Annotated in this window: 26 protein-coding genes; 8 read left to right on the top strand and 18 right to left on the bottom strand. The window is 64.2% G+C overall.

Translation table 11 applies throughout. The features are described from left to right. Positions 1-36: 36 nt before the first annotated feature. The 5 genes from IFJ75_RS14355 to IFJ75_RS14335 all read right to left on the bottom strand — a co-directional run bounded on the left by IFJ75_RS14355 (position 37) and on the right by IFJ75_RS14335 (position 2,748). Entirely contained in the window at positions 37-219 is a 183-nt protein-coding gene (locus IFJ75_RS14355) for a hypothetical protein (RefSeq protein ID WP_207868860.1), read from the bottom strand. 1,070 nt (positions 220-1,289) lie between these two features. Beyond that, a complete protein-coding gene (locus tag IFJ75_RS20220) occupies positions 1,290-1,592 on the bottom strand; it encodes an excalibur calcium-binding domain-containing protein (protein ID WP_210766918.1) in 303 nt (100 codons plus the stop codon). Between the two features lie 47 nt (positions 1,593-1,639). Beyond that, entirely contained in the window at positions 1,640-1,834 is a 195-nt protein-coding gene (locus tag IFJ75_RS14345; protein ID WP_207868859.1) for a hypothetical protein, read from the bottom strand. 40 nt (positions 1,835-1,874) lie between these two features. Further along, entirely contained in the window at positions 1,875-2,432 is a 558-nt protein-coding gene (locus IFJ75_RS14340; RefSeq protein ID WP_207868858.1) for a type 1 glutamine amidotransferase domain-containing protein, read from the bottom strand. A 73-nt stretch (positions 2,433-2,505) separates the two neighbouring features. Further along, positions 2,506-2,748 carry a helix-turn-helix domain-containing protein gene (locus tag IFJ75_RS14335; RefSeq protein ID WP_207868857.1) on the bottom strand — a complete coding sequence of 81 codons (243 nt, stop codon included), beginning with the start codon at positions 2,746-2,748 and terminating at the stop codon, positions 2,506-2,508. Between the two features lie 150 nt (positions 2,749-2,898). Here IFJ75_RS14335 and IFJ75_RS14330 point away from each other — a divergent pair, with 150 nt between their 5' ends. Next, entirely contained in the window at positions 2,899-3,537 is a 639-nt protein-coding gene (locus tag IFJ75_RS14330; RefSeq protein ID WP_207868856.1) for a hypothetical protein, read from the top strand. A 47-nt stretch (positions 3,538-3,584) separates the two neighbouring features. Here IFJ75_RS14330 and IFJ75_RS14325 read toward each other — a convergent pair whose 3' ends face one another. Continuing rightward, positions 3,585-4,334 (bottom strand): tyrosine-type recombinase/integrase, encoded by a 750-nt coding sequence (locus IFJ75_RS14325; protein ID WP_207868855.1) that lies wholly within the window; start codon positions 4,332-4,334, stop codon positions 3,585-3,587. Positions 4,335-4,668: 334 nt separating this feature from the next. After that, on the bottom strand, positions 4,669-4,989 hold the full coding sequence (locus IFJ75_RS14320; RefSeq protein ID WP_207868854.1) for a hypothetical protein: 321 nt from the start codon (positions 4,987-4,989) through the stop codon (positions 4,669-4,671). Between the two features lie 180 nt (positions 4,990-5,169). On the opposite strand from IFJ75_RS14320, the gene IFJ75_RS14315 reads away from it, so the two are divergent. Beyond that, on the top strand, positions 5,170-6,495 hold the full coding sequence (locus IFJ75_RS14315) for a recombinase family protein (RefSeq protein ID WP_207868853.1): 1,326 nt from the start codon (positions 5,170-5,172) through the stop codon (positions 6,493-6,495). Positions 6,496-6,806: 311 nt separating this feature from the next. Here IFJ75_RS14315 and IFJ75_RS14310 read toward each other — a convergent pair whose 3' ends face one another. The 8 genes from IFJ75_RS14310 to IFJ75_RS14280 all read right to left on the bottom strand — a co-directional run bounded on the left by IFJ75_RS14310 (position 6,807) and on the right by IFJ75_RS14280 (position 13,429). Next, a complete protein-coding gene (locus IFJ75_RS14310; protein WP_207868852.1) occupies positions 6,807-7,382 on the bottom strand; it encodes a hypothetical protein in 576 nt (191 codons plus the stop codon). Next, positions 7,372-7,872, bottom strand: a complete 501-nt coding sequence (locus tag IFJ75_RS14305) for a hypothetical protein (protein WP_207868851.1) — start codon at positions 7,870-7,872, stop codon at positions 7,372-7,374. The genes IFJ75_RS14310 and IFJ75_RS14305 overlap by 11 nt, the downstream gene beginning before the upstream one ends. Positions 7,873-7,926: 54 nt before the next feature. Further along, the gene (locus IFJ75_RS14300) at positions 7,927-8,256 is read right to left on the bottom strand and encodes a hypothetical protein (RefSeq protein WP_207868850.1); all 330 of its coding nucleotides are present in this window, start codon (positions 8,254-8,256) and stop codon (positions 7,927-7,929) included. Positions 8,257-8,458: 202 nt separating this feature from the next. Continuing rightward, positions 8,459-10,864, bottom strand: a complete 2,406-nt coding sequence (locus tag IFJ75_RS14295; protein WP_207868849.1) for a bifunctional DNA primase/polymerase — start codon at positions 10,862-10,864, stop codon at positions 8,459-8,461. After that, positions 10,861-11,112 carry a hypothetical protein gene (locus IFJ75_RS14290; RefSeq protein ID WP_207868848.1) on the bottom strand — a complete coding sequence of 84 codons (252 nt, stop codon included), beginning with the start codon at positions 11,110-11,112 and terminating at the stop codon, positions 10,861-10,863. The genes IFJ75_RS14295 and IFJ75_RS14290 overlap by 4 nt, the downstream gene beginning before the upstream one ends. Next, complete coding sequence (locus IFJ75_RS20215) at positions 11,112-11,348, bottom strand: helix-turn-helix transcriptional regulator (RefSeq protein WP_404822044.1); 237 nt, start codon at positions 11,346-11,348, stop codon at positions 11,112-11,114. Before IFJ75_RS20215 ends, IFJ75_RS14290 begins: the two co-directional genes overlap by 1 nt. A 96-nt stretch (positions 11,349-11,444) precedes the next feature. Then, on the bottom strand, positions 11,445-11,816 hold the full coding sequence (locus tag IFJ75_RS14285) for a hypothetical protein (protein WP_207868847.1): 372 nt from the start codon (positions 11,814-11,816) through the stop codon (positions 11,445-11,447). A gap of 365 nt (positions 11,817-12,181) precedes the next feature. Then, the gene (locus IFJ75_RS14280; protein ID WP_207868846.1) at positions 12,182-13,429 is read right to left on the bottom strand and encodes a site-specific integrase; all 1,248 of its coding nucleotides are present in this window, start codon (positions 13,427-13,429) and stop codon (positions 12,182-12,184) included. A gap of 352 nt (positions 13,430-13,781) precedes the next feature. Between IFJ75_RS14280 and IFJ75_RS14275 the strand changes: the two genes are divergently transcribed. The 6 genes from IFJ75_RS14275 to IFJ75_RS14250 all read left to right on the top strand — a co-directional run bounded on the left by IFJ75_RS14275 (position 13,782) and on the right by IFJ75_RS14250 (position 16,998). Continuing rightward, positions 13,782-14,228, top strand: coding sequence for a helix-turn-helix domain-containing protein (locus IFJ75_RS14275; RefSeq protein WP_207868845.1), 447 nt, complete (start codon positions 13,782-13,784; stop codon positions 14,226-14,228). A 38-nt stretch (positions 14,229-14,266) separates the two neighbouring features. Next, positions 14,267-14,608 carry a hypothetical protein gene (locus IFJ75_RS14270; protein WP_207868844.1) on the top strand — a complete coding sequence of 114 codons (342 nt, stop codon included), beginning with the start codon at positions 14,267-14,269 and terminating at the stop codon, positions 14,606-14,608. A gap of 10 nt (positions 14,609-14,618) precedes the next feature. Continuing rightward, positions 14,619-15,053 (top strand): hypothetical protein, encoded by a 435-nt coding sequence (locus IFJ75_RS14265; protein ID WP_207868843.1) that lies wholly within the window; start codon positions 14,619-14,621, stop codon positions 15,051-15,053. Positions 15,054-15,108: 55 nt separating this feature from the next. After that, complete coding sequence (locus IFJ75_RS14260; RefSeq protein WP_207868842.1) at positions 15,109-15,492, top strand: hypothetical protein; 384 nt, start codon at positions 15,109-15,111, stop codon at positions 15,490-15,492. Between the two features lie 47 nt (positions 15,493-15,539). Continuing rightward, positions 15,540-15,776 (top strand): hypothetical protein, encoded by a 237-nt coding sequence (locus IFJ75_RS14255; RefSeq protein WP_207868841.1) that lies wholly within the window; start codon positions 15,540-15,542, stop codon positions 15,774-15,776. A gap of 133 nt (positions 15,777-15,909) precedes the next feature. After that, complete coding sequence (locus IFJ75_RS14250) at positions 15,910-16,998, top strand: branched-chain amino acid aminotransferase (protein ID WP_207868840.1); 1,089 nt, start codon at positions 15,910-15,912, stop codon at positions 16,996-16,998. On the opposite strand, the gene IFJ75_RS14245 is transcribed toward IFJ75_RS14250, so the two are convergent. The 3 genes from IFJ75_RS14245 to cysD all read right to left on the bottom strand — a co-directional run bounded on the left by IFJ75_RS14245 (position 16,995) and on the right by cysD (position 21,318). After that, positions 16,995-18,200: a winged helix-turn-helix domain-containing protein gene (locus tag IFJ75_RS14245; RefSeq protein ID WP_207868839.1), complete on the bottom strand. Its 1,206-nt coding sequence runs from the start codon at positions 18,198-18,200 to the stop codon at positions 16,995-16,997. The two genes, IFJ75_RS14250 and IFJ75_RS14245, sit on opposite strands and share 4 nt — an antisense overlap. A 197-nt stretch (positions 18,201-18,397) precedes the next feature. Continuing rightward, a complete protein-coding gene (gene cysN / locus IFJ75_RS14240; protein ID WP_207868838.1) occupies positions 18,398-20,371 on the bottom strand; it encodes a sulfate adenylyltransferase subunit CysN in 1,974 nt (657 codons plus the stop codon). Beyond that, positions 20,371-21,318: a sulfate adenylyltransferase subunit CysD gene (gene cysD, locus IFJ75_RS14235; RefSeq protein WP_207868837.1), complete on the bottom strand. Its 948-nt coding sequence runs from the start codon at positions 21,316-21,318 to the stop codon at positions 20,371-20,373. The genes cysN and cysD overlap by 1 nt, the downstream gene beginning before the upstream one ends. Positions 21,319-21,342 lie beyond the last annotated feature (24 nt).

Raw genomic sequence — 21,342 nt, 5'->3', positions numbered from 1 at the left:
ACGATGCCCCGGATGTCTTAGGAAGGGACCGGCCGATCAGCGCTCGTCCGGTTTAGGGGTTGCATCGTCCAGTCCCTCAAGGTCGCGCGCCTTGGCCTCGAATTCCTCGGCAAGTTTGAGGAACTCGGTCTTGATCTCAGGATTGGACGAAAGCTCCGCCGCTTTTAGGCATTTCCGGGCCTTGGCTCTGGATGAGGCGGAGGTCAGACGTTCACGCATCACTGAAGTATAAGGGAAATTACGGACGCTGAAACACGTTGAATTGTAAAATTCCCTAAGCCTTCAGCGTTGGACCGGCGCGTCTGTTTGCCGCCGTACCGCGTGCCCGCCACAAGAGACGGGCACGGCGCTCTCCGTAGGACACAGCGGCCTTGAAGCGGGCCTCAGCGAACTCCTCGTCAGAGGACGAAGGCAGCGAGAATTGTCGCGAGAGTGATCGAGAACCCGCACGCGGCTGCGAGGCCGACAACCATGAGGGCGCGATCTTCCTGGATGCGTTTGATCATCTTGTTTCCCACAGCCTCTAAGCCGTCTCGTCAACCTAATGGCAACTGGCGGACATCGTTCCGATCTAGTGGCACCGCAGGTTTGGCGTGGTGCCGAGCTGGCTAACAGCGCAGTGGTTCGGCAGGGGAGTTGCATGATGTCCGACGACAACCCCAATACTGGCAGCCAGCATCAAGAACACTCTAGTCACGCAAAGGACTACGAGATGCGAAGATTGTCCGAGACGTTCGGGGTCATTTCGCTATCGTGTTGAGCCGTTGTCGTCAGCGTTTGGAGCGCCCTGTCCAGTTTCCGGCAGTCTGCCAATGTCTGCTCTTGGCGCAAATCAGACCCTCGCTACGCGCCTGCACTGCCTGATATTGGAGCTTCACGAAGTCCCAAAAATCTGAGCCAAAGCCTTTTGGCGCTCAAAAAATATGGGGCGGACCCGGGTCGTAAGCGGTGAGTGCCGCATTTTTTCCCTACCCCCACCCCACATTCAGATCGCGCGAATTAAGCCGGAGATCCGAGCCGCGCCCCCAGACACGGGCCGCGAACGGCGCCCCGGAAACAGAGGCCGAATTACAGGGCGGGTGTGTGCTACCGGCTGTCCTCAACGTCGCCGACCCGAGCCTCAAGGTCATCGATCCGAGCCTCCAGTTCGTCAGCCCGGATCTCGGCTTGCTCGGCCCGATAGTGCGCCGCGTTGGCGCGCTCCTCCGCAGCCGATGCTTGGTCTCGCGTTTCTTGGTCCGCACAGGCTGTGAGGAGCACGCAGGCCGAAATCGCAAAGCCTGTTCGCGTCATTCGCAGCCCACGCCATCGCCGTCGCGGTCGAGATGCCGGCCATATCCCGGCTCACCGCGGCGGACAGGAGCGGCGCCGGCTGCTCTGGCAGCAGCGCAATTTGCGAACGCGCCGCCCGCTGAGCTGGACAATGCCTGTGGGCGGGAAGGGGCAGCGCTAGAGCGTCCTCCGCCATGGCAGTGCCTGATGCCTGTTCTGCTGTCCCGATGGCAGCCCTCTCGGTCAGTGCCGCCGCTGTGGGCGGAAGCGCTCGCCGGCACGACTGTGAGCAAGGCTGCGACGATGATGAGCGATTTCATGGCTTCCCCCGAAGTTGCTGCATAAGGCGCGCGCTCGGGAGAGTTGTCTAGGGCACTGAGCTCTCATCCTCAGGCCGACCCGACAGAATCAACCGCACCTCATCGTCATCTTCGGCCACCAGGATGCTCAGTGACCCGGACAGGAAGATGCGCGTGCCGTCCTCGGAGCTGACGAAAGCTTGGACGCGGTTCTCACGGATGTAGACGCGAGCGCCCTCGGGCGTGGTGAAGCGGACGAACATTGGTGGGCTATACCCGCCGCCCGCGTGCCACGCGAGGGCGTCAGCTTGTGTGACGCCCCTCCGCGAACTCCTCGATCATCTTGGCGCAGAACGCTGGCAGGTCATCGGGCTTGCGGGAGGTCACGAGGCCCTGGTCGACCACGACTTCCTCATCGACCCAGTCCGCGCCGGCGTTCCGCAGATCGGTTTCGAGGGACGGCCAAGAGGTCATGCGGCGGCCGCTGACGGCGCCGGCGTTGATGAGCGTCCACGGGCCATGACAGATGGCTGCAACAGGCTTGCCGTTCTGGGTGAAGCCTTGGATGAACTCGATTGCCTTAGGCTCCAGTCGCAGCGCGTCCGGGTTGATCACGCCACCAGGCAAGACGAGGCCGTCGTAGTCGCTTGAGGAGGCATGCTCGAGCGTCTTGTCGACGGCGATCATGTCGCCCTTGTCGTGATGTTCGAAGCCCTGAATCTCGCCCGCCTTGGGCGACACGATCTCGACCTTGGCCCCGGCGGCCCTCAGAGCCTCGACGGGCTTGGTCAACTCCACCTGCTCAAAGCCGTCGGTCGCGAGCACTGCGATGGTTTTGCCGTTGAGCGAAGGGGTGGTCATTTGAGGCTCCTGATCAATAGGTCAGGTCTCAACGGAGAAATGCCGTCTTCGTTCAGGCTTTGCTGCAGGTAGGCTAGGGCGGGCATTGACCCAACCTGGCGCCTGGCTTGCCGTCGCCCAGCAGTTCTACGCCATGATCGGCGAAAGCTTGGGCGATCTTGGTGGCCGTTGCCGCCTGGGGAGGGCGTGGCCGCTTGCTATTTTCGATCGCGTTGATGGTCGCCAAGGCGACGCCGCTCTCTCGCTCCAGATCACGCATCGTCCATTTGAGGAGCGCGCGGGCCGCTCGCATAGCTGCTGGGGTGAGTTCGGTCATAGCAGACCAATAACGACAACGGACGTACTTGACCAGCGGCAAAAACGAGCGCACCTGTTATCAAGTTAACCATGCCGGTTAGCGGAACGAGGCGGCTGGCAGCGTTTGCGAGGCCCTGCCAACCGTCTCTCAGCCAAGGGACTGAACCCCATGACCACCACCACCATATCCGAATGGAACGCTCTCGTCGCGACGCACAAAGCCGCGCTGGCAGCGGAGATCGCGTCAAACGACCCCAATGCCTCTCTCTCCGAGGCAGAACACGACCTGATCGACGGCGCCGAATGGCAAGCGCGGAAGACCGTCCTGCACGCTCCTGCCCCCGACCTGAACGGCATGGCTTACAAGCTCTGGCTGCTCGTGGACCTCGAGGGCTCCTGGGCTGGAGATCAACCGGACAACCTGGCCTTCCTGCAGCGGCTGCTGGACGACGACGACATCGATGGCGGCTTTCCCATCGTGCGGCTACTGCAAGACTGCCTGCGACTGGCGGGCGTCGACTCGCCTATCCTCGCCCTCACTAGGTCCGAGGATAAGCAGTGGCCTGAGCTGGTCGAGGCGTTCAAGGAAGCCCACGCTTACATCAACCGTCCCGGCCCGGACGAAGTCACTGAGGAAGAGGCCGCGAACTTCGGTCCGATCAGGGACGCGCTCTACGTCTACCCGGTGGCGAACTTGGCAGAGCTGCGCGAGAAGTTGGCTCTCATCAAGTCGGACGACGGAGGGGATGACCGCGGCTTCAAAGCGATCGCCGAGGACATCGAGCGTCTAAGCGGGATCGCGGCGTAACTGCAGTTCCTGCCGGCGATTGGCAGAGCACCGACGGGCCCGGCGCATCACGCGTCGGGCCTATCTTCTTGCGGGATCAAACCCCGCTTGATTTGAGCATTTCTGGCCACCGTCCCATCCCGCGGCAGGTAGGTCGACAAGATACCGTTCACCGACCCGAACGTGTGGCCTGTGATGCTGGCGATCTCCGGCACGGTACATCCGGCCCGAGCAAGCTGGATCACACACGAGTGCCTCAATTGCCGGAGGACGAGACCGCGACCACCCGCCCTCTCCACCGCGGTCCGAACCCGCCGGAACTCGTGGCTCAGACGGTAGGTGTCGAAGGCATTGCCTGTCGCTTCATCCAGGAACAGCGCCTCGCCGTCGGAGCGACACAAGTCGGCGAGAACGCCACGCAACATCGAACTGACCGCAATCGTCACCTGTGCGCCTGTCTTGGACTGAGCGAACGAGAAAACACCGCGACCAGCGTCATAGTCGATGCCGGCCTTGAACTGTTGAAGGTCCGTCAGCCGCTGACCAATCTCCCAGACCAGGATGATCATCGCCGCGACGCTGTGCCGGCCTTGCAGGGTGGCCTCCGCCGAATAGGCGTCGACGTCGCTCTGCTCCCAGATCGCCAGTTTGGGCGTCTTGGGAAGGCGAATACGGATGCCCTGAACCGGGTTGTCCGTGCGCCAGCCAGCCGCCACCGCCTCGCCCATGATGAGCCGCAGCACCTTGGCGACATGCTTACGCGTGGTCGGCGTTTTTTCGAAGTTCGCGAGGAAGGAGCGAACCGCGGGCTGGGTCATCAGCCGGGGGTCAGGATGTCCGCACTCCCGCGACCATGCCATGACCCGAACAGCGTAGTAGGCGTATCCCTGGCGCGTCTTCGGGGTGAGGAGGCGCCATTCCGGGGACGTCTGCCACCTATGAACCAGCGTTGCCATTGGCGTGCGGGGTGTGGGGGCGATGCGACCGGTCAGCTGCGCGCGCTTCATATCGGCATAGGCCTTGGCGGCGTCCTCCCGTATCGCGGCGATTTCGAGCGCGTCCAGGCGGCCGGTTCGCTGGTCAGAGTGGGGAAGGGGAATGACTGGCGGCCAACCCGGAGGGCGGATGCGCGCCGGGACCTGAAACAGGATCCTATAGGTCCCGTTTGGCCGTGGCTTTGCTACGACGTACTTCCCAAGCGAGAGCTTGCTGATATCGCTTAGGATCAGACATCCATGGGTCTTCCACCCGGGCCTCTTCATCCGGCATCAATCCTATGCGTTTGAGGAGCTCGTCGCGAACCAGCAGCTTGGCCGCCGCTCCCGGCGCGAAAGGCGGGATCAGTCCGGAAGTCTGGTGACGTTTGAACTGCGCCGGCGTGCAGTCGATCAGCGCGCAGACCGTCGCGATGTTGAGCAAGGGAGGCAGCTCACGCGGGTCTGCCGGGATGGGAAGAGGTGCGCCGATCGCCATACGGGCAACCGACCATTTGGCAGGTTGAGGCACAAGCTAAGCCACCCTCACATCCGCGTTCCCTGAAGCCCGATAATCGGGTGTTATCAGGCCTTAGAACGCCGTGGCATCAATGACCGCCTATTGGCGCCGCGGACAGCTTCTCTCGCTGTACGATCCATCGAACCACGAGGATCGTCCATGACCAGTCAAGCCCATCAGCCCGAGGTTAGGGCGGCGCAGTATCTGCGGATGTCTACCGAGAGCCAGAGGTACTCGCTCGACAACCAGGCGAACGCTATCCGCGATTACGCTCAGCAAAATGGCTACTCCGTCGTCGAGACCTATCGGTATGCCGGCAAGAGCGGAGTGACCATCAAAGGCCGGACCGGATTGGCCAACCTCCTTTCCGAGATCATCAGCGGCAAGTGCGGGTTTGAGGCGCTTCTCGTTTACGATGTCAGCCGCTGGGGGAGATATCAGGATCCCGACGAGGCCGCGCACTACGAGTTCATGTGCCGGCAGGCTGGGGTTCGCGTCGTGTACTGCAGCGAGAGCTTCGGCGACGATCCAGCAGGCTCGATCATGAAACAGCTCCGCCGGGTAATGGCTGGCGAGTACAGTCGCGACCTCTCGCGACGCGTCTCCCGCGCCAAGGTCCATTTGGCCGAGATGGGGAATGTGTCAGGGGCGGCCTGCCCAATCGGAGTCGGCCGCGTCGAGGTGAACCCAGATGGATCGCTCGGGCGGTTGTTGTTGCGCGGCGAACGAAAGAGCCGGGCTACGCAGACCGTGCGTCACATGCGCGGCGATCCGGCCGAGATCGCCATCGTGCGACGGATATTCAGGCTGACCCTCGACAAGAACATGCGCCCCTCCGAGATCGCGCGCGCCCTGAACAAACGCGGCGACACCTGGATCGACGGGACGCCCTGGACAAACCAGCGGGTTCGACACGTGCTGACGTGCGAGTTGCTGACGGGCGTAGTGACCTTCGGAAAGACGACCAAGCGCTTCCACGGCGCCGCCATCGCGAAACCGGAAGATCAGTGGATCAGGCGGCAAGCCTTCGACCCGATCATTACCAAGTTGGATTTTCGCCGGGCGGCTGGGCTTAGGGGAACGCCAGGCTACCGCCGCCACCGCACGAACCAGCAGATGCTCGATGATCTCAGATTGGTCGTCGCACGACACGGACGCGTGTCCCACTCGCTGATCGACCGCACCCTGGGGCCGGACAAGGCGTCGAACTACTACAAGCGCTTCGGGTCACTCTCGAACGCCTCTGAGCTGGTCGGCCAGCCGCGCATCACCAACCGGCTCGGCAGACCAATAGGCACTCGCATTTCCGACGAGGAGATGCTGGGAGCGCTGAGAGCATTACACGCGCGCGAGGGGCGGATTTCGACGGGATTGATTTCAGCGGATCGGTCGATGCCGTCGCTGACCGCCTACCACAAGCGGTTTGGTTCGATGCGCGCGGCCTATGCGGCTGCGGGAGTGGGTTTCCCAAAAAGCGAACCTTAGACCTCCCCGTACACTCGAAGGGCGAAGCACGAATAGGACGTTGCCGCCCGCGGGTAGGTGCCAGCCGGCGCGTTTCGCTTCACGCGACCGACATGGCTCGACAACGCGGATCGGTCGATCTGGTAATGGTCCGCTGCCACCGGCACGCCCAGGCGAAGCGCCATTGCGACAGCATCCTCAAGCTGGGGAGGAAGCGGCTCATCCCCCGTGGGCTCGTTCGGAGCGGGCAAGGCAAGCCGTCGCGCTTCAGCAATCGCGATCCGGTCTGGATCGGGCCCCACGCGAAAATGGGTCGAGCCGACCACTTCAGCTCACACTTGGCCGATGCGTTGGTAGAGGGCCTGCATCGCGGTCTCGATGGCTTCGGCCTCGGCCTTCAATGTCGGATCCGCTGCGACATACGGATGATCGATCACGGCCGCGCGAAACGCTTCGGCTGCGACGTGGGTGCGGTCGAGGACTTCGAAAGCAGGGGCTGACATAGCGGCGTACCTTCCACTGACAACTCGGCGGCGGGCATGGCCCTGGGCCGTTGGATTTGTTCGGGGTGGGCGAGGGGGCGCGGGTTTGGCGCCTATGAGGTCGGCGGTGGCTCCGTCGACGAGGACGAGACGAAGCCCCAGCGCGGTCAGCCAGAGTTCCGCCATCCCCGAGCAGCGAACCGACCCGCCAGGCAGGAACTCCGTAGGAAACTCGAAGTGAAAGCCCAGCTTGCCGGACGGCGAATGGGGGTTTTCCAGCTTCGTTGCGAACCTATCCGCCCAGCCGGTGTGAGCGTCGAACTCCTCGCAGGTTAGGCCGAGTGATAGCCGGCGCTGTGCCAAGGCGTGGGCGAGGTCGCCGCGCTCATGGACCAGCAGAGGCGGGAAGGGCGCCTCAGTCTTCATCGTCGACGTCCGCGGTGGCGGGCAGGGACGGGCTAAATGGCTCCGCTTCGAACACTCCGGCGGAGTTCGGCTGCGTAATCACCACGCCAGTTCGATCGGGGGACGAGTTGATGATGATTTGAACGGCCTGATGCCCGCTGCTGCCCTTGTCTGACGGCGGCAGAAGTTCGCCGGCGCGCTCAATGAAGACCTTCAGGCTCTTGTGGCGGACATCCTCCGAGATGGCGCTGGAAGCCAGCTCAGCCATACCAACCCATGCCTCGAAGGTTTTGGAGGCGAACCACTCACGCCTGACATCTGCTATCCGGTCCACGATCCATGGCTTGCGAAGGGCGATGGCGAGAGATTTCTTCGCCATTCCAACGGAATGCGCTGCGTCCGCAATGCTGGCTCCGCGGGTCACGATTTGCTGAATCGCGGCCTCAACTGGGGGTCTAATCTGCCGAGCGCGCGGCTTTATCGCTTTGATGTCGGTGGTTTCGCCGTCCATGGATGCATTTGAAAGCAGCGCACGGCCCTATTCCACGCACGCTCAGAAACGCGCTCACTTCCGACACACAGCGTCCAGGCTCACGACTTCGCAGGGCTTGTAGAACGACCCTGCACGAGCGAGCGCCAGGTCGTAGGCGAGGAACCGGGTTCGGAAGAGGTATTCCCGTTCGTCAGCGTCGGGAGCTGTCCAGCGCTCCTCGCAAGCACGAGCATGTTCCTTGGCGGCTTGGTCGCGAAGGGGCTCCATAGCGGCCGGATCGAGGGCGACGGCCACCTGCACCAGATCCTGGATGAGGGTGCTTTGGGCTTGGACCGTTCGGACGAGCTGGGTGAGGCAGGCCTCGATCTCGTCGGGGGAGAGGTCGGATGGAGCATTGGTCATTCGAACGACCGAGCCTGGCGAGCTGGCGAGTTTTGAATTCTTTCAAGGGGAGGGGGGTACGGACCTGTTTCGTTGAATTTGACGGAGGTCCCTCTCTCTTCTTGAAAGAATCGATGTTGTCCGGCGCGACCAGTGGTGGCGGGCATTTGCGGGCCGCATTCTTTCAAATAGGCACCTTGAAAAATCGCGAAAGAATTGCCCATCAGAGTGCGAAATAGCCAGTCGGCTTTCGCCCGGCCCCTTTCCGATCCGATTCTTTCAAGCGGACCTGACCCGCATCCACCAGCCCTTCAAGCACGAGATCGAGCACACGTCCGTCGAACCGGTGGTTCACTTTGCGGCACAGCGCAGTGCGGGAGAGGTAGCGGTCCGGCGCTTCGTTCAAGTGACGAAGAACGAACTTGGCGCGGGCTTGGTGGTCCGACTCGCTCATGTAGGCGGCGGTGTCGGCAATCATGCGCCGAGCGCTCCATGTTGCGACATCCCGACCCCATTCGATATCCGCAACGGTGACTACCGCGTCCGGGCCAGCGATGCCGATCGCGCGAATGGTTGCGAGGCGACAGGCAATCTCTGCGGTGCGCTTCATGAGCGTCTCGCTCTCAGGCTGAAGCCGGCAGAACTCCTGAAAGGCCTTGAACACCTGATGAGCGGGCCCGCCTCGTCCGCCTTCCCATGGGACCCTGACCATTGGGGCAGACGTCTCGCCGTGATGCATCGTCATGTTGGACAGCGCGCCGCCGTGCTCGACGAGGTCGCGCAGCCGTTGGAGAAGCGTCTCGGACACGTCGAAGACGCTTTCATCAGGGTCCTGCTCGGGGACATCCTGGTCGCTCGCCAAGACGATAAACCTGTTGGCGAACCCGTTGCTCAGATCTGAGCCGGCAAGCGCCTCCCAGACCGCCTCTGGTACTGACAGGCCGAGAAACGAATAAGCGGGCGCACTGATCGGCTCGACGGTTTGTCGGTCACGGGATGCGGCCCAGCCTGGGGGCGTGTGGATGCCCCAGTTCACGCCCCAGAGTTCACGCATCACCCCGGAAACGCCACGCTCATGCGTCGATGCGCCCTTGCTGTTCAGGCGACCAATAAACTCGCCGACTTCGTCACTGAAGGATACACACGCCGGGTTCCGGCTGACATGCTGGACCAGCGCCGAGTCACTTTTCCAGCTCGACGGGGCGATGAAACGTTTGAGGCCGGCCGCAGCGAGGATGTGCGTGGCGGCTCGGCGTGGGTGGTCCTTGCCTTGCCCCGTGCCTGCCAGCCCGAGAATGTAGAGGTGCGTGCCGCCCTCTGTCGGCGTGGCCCATTTCCGGGCCGCGAGGGTGCCGACAATACAAAGGGCGGCACCCAGATTGATGATCGGCAGAGGCCGCTGCGCAGTGCGCGACATCCAGGCCATGAGATCGCCCACGAGGCCCGGGACCTGCAGCAGGTGCGCGGGCATCTCGGTCGGAGCGGAAGGGCCCGCCACCGCTCCGACGTTATCCTCAGCACGGCCAATCGCGCCGTCGGACCCGGCAAACGCCGGCGCCGTCGTCAGCGGGCGCTCAGAGAGCCCCCTCAACGGCTCGGGCAGGTCTCGCTCTTCCTGGCTTGCAAGAAGTGCCTCGACGTCGATCACCACGCCCGTGTCATCCAGTCCCAGCCGCTCGCGCAGCCAGCTCGTCGCCGCCGACTGATCCACGTCGAGCGCCGCCATGACGAGGTCGATCGCCGAATAGGTGTCGTTGGTCCCGAAGTCCTTGATGCCTGTGGCCTGGATCGACAGGTTCAGCTTGCGCTCGGCCATGGGGCGACCGGTGGACGACGGACGCCAGTGCGCGACAGCCTCGTAGCCACCCCGTGCAGGACGACATCCATACAGGTTGAGGGCCGGAACCCATTTGGGGAGATCGGCGAGTGCGGCGGACTTGGTCTCGGACCAGATGTCGTCGGGGTCAACGGCGTCAGATGTCCGCTCCTTTCGGACAACTGCACCCCCTGCACGCCCGCCACGCTCCCAGCCGCACTGCTCCAGCGCCTCCTCCAGCGCCTCCATGTCATCCTCTGACAGGACGGGCAGGTCAGACGCCGCGACCGGACCCTGGAGCCATTCATACGGACGAAGAGTGTCGGGGTGGATGCTGGGCGGCACGACGGTCTGGCGCGTGTCGAAGCCGGTCAGCAGGTCGAGCAGCCGTCCGTCCGGGCCGTCGTAGGGCTTGGACTTCAGCGTCTTGGGCGCGAGATAGAACCGAGTCTCCCCGGTGCGGCCGCGCTTGACCATGGGGCTGGCCGGCGCCGCACGCAGCAGGGTGTCGAGCGCATCCGCATCCTTGGCGTCGAAGTCCAGCGCCACGACGTGCAGGTCACGCCGCCCGGTCGAGCCGAGAACCAGGCCGATGTTGGCGTCCGGCCATTTCGTATAGAGGCCGAGCTCGAACGCCGAGGGCGTGCTGTCGCGAAAGCGCTGCCATTTCGACAGGCCCTGCCATGCCGACGAGCGGTACTCGCCCGGGGCCTTTCCGCGTCCGGCATGCTTGGTCCAGTCGCCCGGGATTACCGGAAGGACGTGGTAACCGAGAGCGAGAAGGTCAGGGGCGGCGGAGGCGAAGGGGCTCATCGCGACTTCACCACCTCGCCACCGGCTCGCTCGTCCCGGATCGCTTCCATCTCTGCGCGAAGGAAAGCGAGGGCCTGCTCGAAGTCAGGAGAACGGGCGATCCGGACACACTCGGCCGTCAGATGCAGGCGCCGGTAGATACCGTATTGGAGGTAGCCGTCGTCGCAATCGCAGTTCGGCTGATCTTCGAGGATGAAGACGATGTCGTGGGCCGGGGCGAGATCCCGGATGCGCTGAAGGACTTCCATCACGCAGCCACCTTGGCATCGCGCTCGGATGTGCTTGAGGCCGAGCGACTTTCGGCCCAGGCCAACAGGGCGCCGCGACGGTAGCGAACGCCGTCAGCGCGCGAGCCACTGCCGAGCGTCGAGAAGGAAGGGCCACCTCCGGTCAGCCGGAGCTTGCGAAGATAGGAAGCTGACAGACTGAGCAGTGTCGCTGCCTGGTCTGTGTTGAGGAACTGGTCGGGATCGCTAGTGGACATCGTTTTGTCTCCTGCGCACGTTGTGTGCTGACAGGAACCAACATGTCTTCACGGCCTGAGCCGCGCGACGCACGGGTCCGAACAGATGCGAACGAACTAGTTCTGTTGCGCTTTGCGTCTCATTCGTCCTGGCCTGCGCAGGGACTCCACCGACGAAAATTCGATCGGTGCGCCATGGTCCACGAGATACTTATGCAAGGCCCGCGATCGATCGATGGGGCGCGGCGCACGCTCGCCGTGGGCGGCCAAGATGTCGTCTATGAATGCTGTTGCCTCATCCGATGAAACCCATGCAGAGGTGCTCGAGAAGTCGCGCCATGGCCTGACCGGGTCTCGCGCCACCGTTAACTCGACATCGGGCTCTTTGCCGATCGCCGCGAAGGTTCCTTCGTCGACGACAGCTGTACAGCCCACGTAGTAAGGCTCGAAAGCCGCTCCCGTCAGGCAGTCGTCAGCGATTGATTGCATCGCATTTTCCAGAGCGCCCGGCTCTTGGGACAAATTGAGCCACGTCGTCGATGGTATGCGGCTGACTGCTCGGTCGGGAGACACGGCGTAAGCCTGCACCTGTCCTGAAACTAGCTGGTTTAGAACTGCAGGGATGGAGGCGTCAGCAAGGTCTTTTTGAGTGCGATCATCCGGCGCGTCTAACCGGTCAAGTGATGCGCGGACCCATCGATCACACACTTCAGCAAGCGTCCAGTAACCCGGAGGAATAGGGAGGGGCCCAACTCTCAGGGCGACGTCGCCGCGTGACGCGTCCCAAGTCCCAGAATGCTTCTCGCGTTGCATGTGCGCGATTGCTGCTGCTCTCCGGTCTGCCCCGATACCCATCACTTCCCACCTCTCATCGCCGCATCCGCCAATCCCGACACGCGATCCGCCGCTTGGCGCAGAGGTGAATCGGCAAGGTGAGCATACCGGCTCGTCGTCTTGACGTCCTTGTGGCCCAGGATGGCGCCAATGACCTGGAGTGGCTGGCCGTCAGCCGCGGCAAGTGAGGCGTGGCCGTGTCGCGCGTCATGCAGTCGGACATCTGGGAGGCCCGCCCGCTTCCGGACGACATTCCAGATCCGAGGCGTCCCGACAAAATAGCCCTCCCCTGAAGCTGCTGGGAACACCCAACCGTCCTCGATCTGATTGCCGCGCCGGTTCTGCAAAATCTCAATCACCGCGTCCCCGACCGGAATAGCTTTCGCACCGGTTTTACTGTCGCCGAGCCTGAGCCACTTCGAACTGAAGTCGACCTCCGACCAGCGGAGTTGCTCTATCTCGCCCTTGCGGGCCCCGGTCAGGAGAAGCAGGCGGATGATCGTCAGTGCTTGATCATTGTATCCGTCAGCCGTGCAGGCCTCTAGCGCCGCGCCCAAGCGGCCGTACTCTTCGACCGACAGAAAGCGCTCGGCCGCCTTGCCCTTGAATCGCTGTACGCCGCGAACCGGATTTGTGGCAACCAGATCTCGGCCGACGGCATAGGAGAAGATGCCGCCCAGCAGTCCCATGGTCCTTGTCGACGCGCCTTTGCCGCCTGTCACTGGCGCGTCTGCGCGAGTCCGCTTGCCTTTGGGCTTAGTAGCGACGGCGGTGGTGCCCTTTGCGATATCATCTCGGAACTTCTCTACGACTGCCCGGGTGACCTCCGTGATTTTCAGGCCGCCGAGCAGCGGTTTGATGTGCCGCTCGATCCGACTGCGATCGACGTAGAGTGTCGATGCTTTCTTCGTTGAGACGCCATTCTGCAGGTAGTTGTCGCAGAGCTCCGAGATAGTCATCTCCTGGCGCTTTTTTTCTCGGCTGGTTTGGGGATCTCCGCCGGCCGCGACCTCTGCAAGCTTGGCCTTCGCGATCTTCCGCGCTTCATCGGGTGCAAGGGTGCCGTGGCGGCCGATCGTGAGCTGCTTGAGCGTGCCCGTTCGTCCCCCACCTACGCGGTAGCGGACGAGGTAAGTTTTTGCGCCAGGACCTATGCGGATACCAAAGCCCTTGAGTTCAGTATCCCAGACCGTGAAGCGGCTGTCGCTGCTCGACAGGGCATCGACGAGCGTCTTATTCAACTTGGCCGTCTTCTGGTCATCACGCACGGCAAGCCCCATTGGTCATCACATGGTCATCACCGAGAAGTAACACGTAAAAACCTCTGTGGCGCTAGGTCGCTTGCCTTCGATTGATTTTGCATGCAATTCTATCGCTACGTATTCACAAGGGAACCTAGAGTAAGCCGGAATATTTGCCCTCCGAAGGCAAAGGTCACACGTTCGAATCGTGTCGGGTGCGCCATTTCTCCCCGAATGTATACTTCAGGTTGAAAACCTGACCCGTGCCGCCTGACGCGAGGTGAATTTCATCCCTCGACGGGCTGGACGTCGGGTTGCGGACAGTCATGATCGTGGCGAAGAGCCAGAATGGTTCGCGCGTATCGGGTTGGGGAACACGATGGAACGGCCGCTGTCGCCTATGCAGCTGGAATGTCTTCGTCGGGCGGCGAGCACCGACAAGGAAATCGCGCGCGCCCTGAACATCTCACCCGATACGGTCAGCAATCACATCCGCGAAGCGATGCGTCGGCTAGGCGCGTCGGACCGGCGCGACGCCATGGGGCGCCTAGCGGTTCATCCGCTATACGGCGCGATCGACATACCCGGGGTGACGATTGTGGCGCCTCCTGCGATGGCGACAGCCGCTCCGTCGCCGCCGGAACCGATCCTCCCGCGTCCCCAGCTCTTCGGCCGTGACCTCCCGGTTCTACCGGGAACCTCTGGCCGGTTGCGATGGGTCGTCCTGACCTTCCTGGGCCTTACCGGCCTGGCCTTGCTCGGGATCGCCCTCGTCAATGCGCTGGCGGATCTGGGCAATCGGCTGGCGCCGCCCGGAGCGACCTGACGCGATTTCACGATCGCACCCTTGGGGGGGACAGAACCATGACCAACAAGCACGAAGCCGGCATCAAGATTGCTCGCCAGCTGCGCACGACCGAACATGCGGTCGACGCCGCCCTGGCCGAGATGTTCCGGCTGGGAGCCCAGATGATCGATGGACGCAAGGCCGCCAATCTCGCCGCCGCCGTCGGCCAGGAGAGTCTGACGGAGATCGTCAGCGGCCTGTCGGCCCTGAACGCCGCGCGGATGGCGACGGTCTCGGCCCACGGCGGGCTTCTGGAGGTCGCTCAGGATCACGGCGTCGTCTGGCGCATGGACGGCGCCACCGAAAGCAAGCCCGGCACGACCGGCGGAACGACCGGCCGCCTTTCGGTCGTCGCCTGAGGGTCATGATGTGCCGGGGATCGTGTTCACGCCCTTCGTGGTCTTTTCCTTCGCTTCCCTCTTCGTCCTGGGGGCTCTGGGAGGATGGCCCGAGCGGCGTGGCGCGGTCCTGCTCGTCGGCATTCTGCTGCTGACGCCCTTCATCGAGACCTACACGGTCGGTGGGTTTCGCTGGGCCGTGGCGCTGTCGTCCCTGGCGCTGTTCGTCATCCTGCTCTGGATGGCCCTGACCCGGGATCGTTGGTGGCTGGTCTTCGCGGCCGGGTGTCAGCTGATGGCGCTGGCGACCCATGTGGTGGCCCTGTTCAGGCTCGATACTCTCGCATGGACCATGGTCTCCATCCGCTGGTTCTCATGGTTTTTCATGATGAGCATCGCCCTGTTCGGCGCCTGGGAAGGGCGGGCCCTGACCCGCATCGCCCGGGACCACCGGCCGGCCGCATAAGCCTTTTTACCGTGCGGCGTCCGCCGCGCTCCCTACCCCGTATCGGAGAACCGCCATGGCGGAGATTGATCACAAGGCCTTCATGAGCCACGCCTTGCTCTGGGCCGAAAACGCCGAGACCCTGTCGTCGCCAGATCTCGAACTCGAGGACGAGAACGGCCTGACCGTCATCGATCTGGCCGAAGCCAGCATCCTGTCGCATGCGCCCGAAAACTCCGCCCAGATGATCGTGCAGCTGGAGATCATCGCTCAGGACCTGGGCGAAGGGGCCCGGTACGACGGTCTGGACCTGCACGCCATTCGCGGCATTCAGCGCGCGCTCATCGACACCCGACTGGCGGGAGACGGCGAGTTCAGTCGCTTCGCCGCGATCCGTCTGGCCTCTGGCAAGTTCACCGAAAGCCCGTTCGGCGGGACGGGTCTGGGTCTGAGGAATTAGGGCGTCAGAAGCTGACGGTGGCGATCACGGCGATCTGGGTGTCGTGCTTGGCCCTTCGCGATGAAGGCGGCGATGACGAGATCGCCTTGATCCAGTCCCGGGCGGTCACCGGCCGGCTGTTCGAGAGCTGGACCGTGCTCGGCGACGACCCCGACCTGGTTCAGGACATCCTGCGCAAGGATGTCTGTATCGGCGATCGGTTCCACCCCGGGGAACTTTCGCCCGCGGCCGTCATGGGGCTGTTCATCCTGCTGCTGCTCGCCCAGACGCCGCATCGACGGTAACGACGGCCTTTCGGCTTGAGGGTCCGCGTCAGGATCGTCGAAAGAATCGACCTCGGCGGTAAAAACCGGCTAGTTGTCCCGGCTATGCGCGGCTATTCCATGCGCGCCCAAAGTCCCTTGCGAGAGACCGTCCATGACCGCCGCCTTTACCCGCGTTCCCCATCCGTCGCTCGTCACGGCCGCCGACCGCGCCGTGCTGATGGAAGATCCGGGCTTCGGTCGGGTGTTCTCGGATCACATGGTGACGATCCGCTACACCGCCGGTCAGGGTTGGCACTCGCACAAGGTCGAGCCGCGCGGCCCGATCCCGCTCGATCCCGCCGCCTCGGTCCTGCACTACGCCCAGGAAATCTTCGAGGGGATGAAGGCCTACAAGACCGACGACGGTCGCGTGGCCCTGTTCCGCCCCGAGCAGAACGCCCGCCGCTTCGCCGCCTCGGCCGAACGTCTGGCCATGCCGGTCCTGCCGGAAGACCTGTTCCTCGAAGCCGTCGCCGAACTGGTCAAGACCGATGCCGACTGGATCCCGGAAGGCGAGGGCAGCCTGTATCTGCGCCCCTTCATGATCGCCACCGAGGCCTTCCTCGGCGTGCGCGCGGCCAATGAATATCTGTTCGTCGTCCTGGCCTCGCCGGTCGGCGGCTATTTCAAGGGTGGCAAGAACAGCGTCACCATCCGCGTGTCGGAGCACTACACCCGCGCCGCGCGCGGCGGCACCGGCGCGGCCAAGTGCGGCGGCAACTACGCCGCCAGCCTGATCGCCCAGGCCGAGGCCGTGGCCAACGGCTGCGACCAGGTCGTCTTCCTCGACGCCGCCGAGGGCAAGTGGATCGAGGAACTGGGCGGGATGAACGTCTTCTTCGTGTTCAAGGACGGCTCGCTGCAGACCCCACCGCTGGGCGGCACCATCCTGCCGGGCGTGACCCGCGCCTCGATCATCCAGCTGGCCAAGGACGCCGGCGTCACGGTTCGGGAGGCGCCTTACGCCTTTGAGCAGTGGCGCGCCGACGTGGCCTCGGGCGAGGTGGTCGAAGCCTTCGCCTGCGGCACCGCCGCGGTCCTCACCGCGATCTCCAAGGTGGTCTCGCCCGGCGGCGATTTCACCATCGGTGACGGCAAGCCCGGCCCGGTGACCACCGACATGCTCGGCAAGCTGGTCGGCATTCAGCGTGGCCGCGTCGCCGACCCGCACAACTGGGTCCAGACGGTGATCGAAGCCTAAGAGGCTTCAACGCGAAGCGCTTCCGAAAGGGCGGCCGAAAGGTCGCCCTTTTCCATGACCTCGACCCGCTCCAGCCCCAGCCAGCCGGCCATGGACCGCAGCTGTTCAGCGAGGACGCGCGGCGTCTCGGCATTGGCGTCCGGCTCGCGCCAGGCGGCCTGGACCAGCAGCGCTCCGCCCTTGCGGTCGCTCTTCAGATCGACACGGGCCGTGATCGCCTCGTCCTGCAGCAGGGGCAGGACGTAGTAGCCGTGCTCGCGCTTGTGGGCGGGCGTGTAGATCTCCAGCCGGACCCGGACCCCGAACAGCCGCTCGGTCCGGTCGCGGAACCAGATCAGATTGTCGAACGGCGACAGAAGCGCCGCGCCCTCGATGCGGCGCGGCTTGCGTGCGGCGGGATCAAGGAAGGCCGGCTTGTTCCAGCCCTTGACCGTCACCGCGATCAGTTCGCCCGCCTCGACCAGTTCGTGGATCCGCGCCCGGCTGTCGGCCAGCGGCAGGCGGAAATAGTCGCGCAGGTCGGCGGCCGTGGCGATCCCCATGGCCCGGGCCGAGATACGCACCAGTTCGCGCTGGGCGTCCTCAGGGCTCGGCGTCGGCGCCTCGACCACGGCGCGGGGCAGGGCGCGTTCGGGCAGGTCATAGACCCGTTCGAAGCCGCGCCGGGTCAGGGTGGTGATCCGTCCGGTCCAGAACAGCCACTCCAGCGCCCGCTTGCCATCCGACCATTCCCACCAGCCGGGCGCCCCGCGCGGCCCTGTGGCGAAGTCGCCGCCGGTGACGCCGCGCCGTTTCTCGATCTCCCTCAGTATGCCGTCGACATAGTCGCTCTTCTCGTGACCGAAGCGGGCGATGGAGCCCCAGATGCCCTCGCCCGCCTCGGCGGCCGCCATCCGCCAGCGGAACAGGGGCTGGGTCTCCACCGGCAGCAGCGAGGCCTCATGCCCCCAGTATTCGAAAAGGCTGCGCTTCCTGCCCCAGGCCTCGCTCTCCAGCAGGTCGCGCGGATAGGCGCCCAGACGCGAGAAGGCGGGCAGATAGTGGGTACGGGTCACCACATTGACGCTGTCGATCTGGATCACGCCGAGCCTGCGCGCCGTCCGGCGAAAGGCTGTCGCGCCAAGGGCTCCCGGCGTGGCCCCAAAGCCCTGCGCGGCCAGGGCGATGCGGCGCGCCTGGGCGGCGGAAAGGGTTTCAGTCATGGGGCTCTCCGCGACTCGGTCCGCCAGTGAACGACAGAGTGTCGCGGAACGCAAAGGGAACGGCAGCGCTTGCGATCCGGTCCATCGTGCATAGATGGGCTACAGACGCTTCGGCGTCCCACCCTCCTTCCAGGGTGTTTCCTCCCAAGAAAAACTCCGGCCGTGTCGTCTGACGCGGCCTTTTTTCTGTTCTGAGCCTAGACCCCGCCACCTTCCGAGAACTCCGGATCGGGCCGCAGATAGCCGCCCTGACGCAGGCGTTCGACGATCATCTCGGCCGCCTGTTCCGGGGTCATTGAGGCCGTGTCGACCACGATCTCCGGACTTTCGGGGGCCTCATAGGGGCTGTCGACACCGGTGAAATTCTTCAGCGTTCCAGCCCGGGCCTTGGCATAGAGCCCCTTCACGTCGCGGGCCTCGGCGACCGCCAGCGGGGTGTCGACATGGACCTCGAAGAACTCGCCCGGGCCCAGCAGTTCGCGCGCCAGTCGCCGCTCGGAGCGGAAGGGGGAGATGAAGGCGGTCAGGACGATCAGACCGGCGTCCAGCATCAGTTTCGCCACCTCGCCTACGCGGCGGATGTTCTCGACCCGGTCGGCATCGGTGAAGCCCAGGTCGCGATTCAGCCCGTGACGGACGTTGTCCCCGTCCAGCAGATAGGTGTGCTTGCCCTCGAACCGCAGCTTCTTCTCGACCAGATTGGCGATAGTCGACTTGCCGGCGCCCGACAGGCCGGTGAACCAGATCACTGCCGGCTTCTGGCCCAGATCGGAGGCCCGCGAGGCCTTGGTGACGTCCAGCGCCTGCCAGTGGATGTTCTGCGACCGCCTGAGGGCGAAGCGGATCATCCCCGCTCCGACCGTGGCGTTGGTCATCCGGTCGATCAGGATGAAGCCGCCGGTGTCCGGAACCTCCGAATACGGATCGAAGCCGATCGGCCGGTCAAACGACAGGTTGCAGACCGCGATGCCGTTCAGCGGCAGGGACTTCGCCGCCCGCTCCTCGAGCGTGTTGACGTTGATCTCGTGCTTGATCTCGGTGATCTGGGCCGAAACCGTCCGGGCGCCGATCTTGAGCAGATAAGGGCGGCCCGGCAGCAGGGGTTCATCGGCCATCCACACGATGGTCGTCTCGAACTGGTCGGCGACCTCGGGGGCGGAGGTCGCCGCGGCCAGGATGTCGCCGCGCGAGCAGTCGACCTCGTCGGCCAGGGTCAGGGTCACCGACTGTCCGGCGACGGCCTGATCCAGATCGCCGTCTTTCGTGACGATACGCGCGATGGTCGATGTCCTACCCGAGGGCTCGACCCGCACCGCGTCGCCGGGCCGCACCACGCCCGAGGCGATCAGGCCGGAGAAGCCGCGGAAGTCCAGATTGGGCCGGTTGACCCACTGCACCGGCATCCGGAAGGCCTTGGCCTGCAGTCGGTCTGCGTCCAGCTCGACCGTCTCCAGATGCTCCATCAGGGCCGGGCCGGAATACCAGGGGGTCTTGTCGCTCTTCGACGCGATATTGTCCCCCGCCAGACCCGACAGGGGAATGGCCAGCACATCAGCCAGCCCGACCTGCGCCGCGAAGGCGGCATAGTCGGCGACGATGGCGTCGAAGACCGACTGGTCATAACCGACCAGATCCATCTTGTTCACCGCCAGCACCACATGGCGGATGCCCATCAGCGACACGAGGAAGCTGTGTCGCCGCGTCTGGGTGAGGATTCCCTTGCGCGCATCCACCAGGATGACCGCCAGGTCGGCGGTCGAGGCGCCGGTGACCATGTTGCGGGTGTACTGCTCGTGTCCCGGAGTGTCGGCGACGATGAATTTGCGCCGGTCGGTGGCGAAGAAGCGGTAGGCCACGTCGATGGTGATGCCCTGTTCCCGCTCGGCGGTCAGGCCGTCGACCAGAAGGGCGAAGTCGATGTTCTGGCCTTGCGTCCCGACCCGCTTCGAATCCGCCTCCAGCTGGGCCAGCTGATCCTCGAAGATCTGGCGCGAGTCATAGAGCAGCCGGCCGATCAGGGTCGATTTGCCGTCGTCCACCGAGCCGCAGGTGATGAAGCGCAGCAGGGACTTGGTCTGGTGGGCGGCCAGATAGGCGTCGATATCCTGACCGATCAGGTCCGACGGCTTGTAGGCGTTCGGAGCGGTGGGGGTGGCGGTGTCGAGAGCCATCAGAAATAGCCCTCCTGCTTCTTCTTCTCCATCGAGCCGGCCTGATCGTGGTCGATGGCCCGGCCCTGACGCTCCGACGTCGTGGTCAGCAGCATTTCCTGGATGATGGCGGGCAGACTATCCGCCGTACTTTCCACCGCGCCGGTCAGGGGATAGCAGCCGAGCGTCCTGAACCGTACGGATTTCATCTCCGGCGTCTCGCCGGGCTTCAGCGGCATCCGGTCGTCATCGACCATGATCAGCTGGCCGTCGCGCCGCACCACGGGCCGTTCGGCGGCGTAGTACAGCGGCACGATCGGGATGTTCTCCAGATGGATGTATTGCCAGACGTCCAGCTCGGTCCAGTTGGAGATGGGGAAGACGCGGATGCTCTCGCCCGGGCTCTTGCGCGCATTGTAGAGCCGCCACAGCTCGGGCCGCTGCGCCTTGGGGTCCCAACGGTGGCCGGCCGAGCGGAACGAGAAGATCCGCTCCTTGGCCCGCGATTTCTCCTCGTCGCGCCGGGCGCCGCCGAAGGCTACGTCGAAGCCGTGCAGGTCCAGCGCCTGCTTCAATCCCTCGGTCTTCCAGAGGTCGGTGTGCAGGGCCGAGCCGTGGTCGAACGGATTGATGCCCTTGGCCAGCGCTTCGGGATTCTGGTGGACCAGCAGTTCGAAGCCCAGCTCGCGCGCCATCCGCTCGCGCATCTCGTACATGGCGCGGAATTTCCACGTCGTATCGACATGCAGCAGGGGAAAGGGCGGGAGAGAGGGCCAGAAGGCCTTTGCCGCCAGATGCAGCATCACCGCCGAGTCCTTGCCCACGGAATAGAGCATGACCGGACGCTCGGCCTCGGCGACGACCTCGCGCAGGATGTGGATGCTCTCGGCCTCCAGGCGCTGGAGGTGGGTCAGGGTCGGCAAGGCGAAATCCTCGGTACTTGAGGGGGCGACATAGCCGGGCTGCATCGGAGGCCCCTCACGAAATAAGCT

This window comes from Brevundimonas goettingensis, from assembly GCF_017487405.1.
GTDB classification, from domain to species: Bacteria; Pseudomonadota; Alphaproteobacteria; order Caulobacterales; family Caulobacteraceae; genus Brevundimonas; species Brevundimonas goettingensis.
This window is presented reverse-complemented; position numbering and strand designations above follow the sequence as displayed.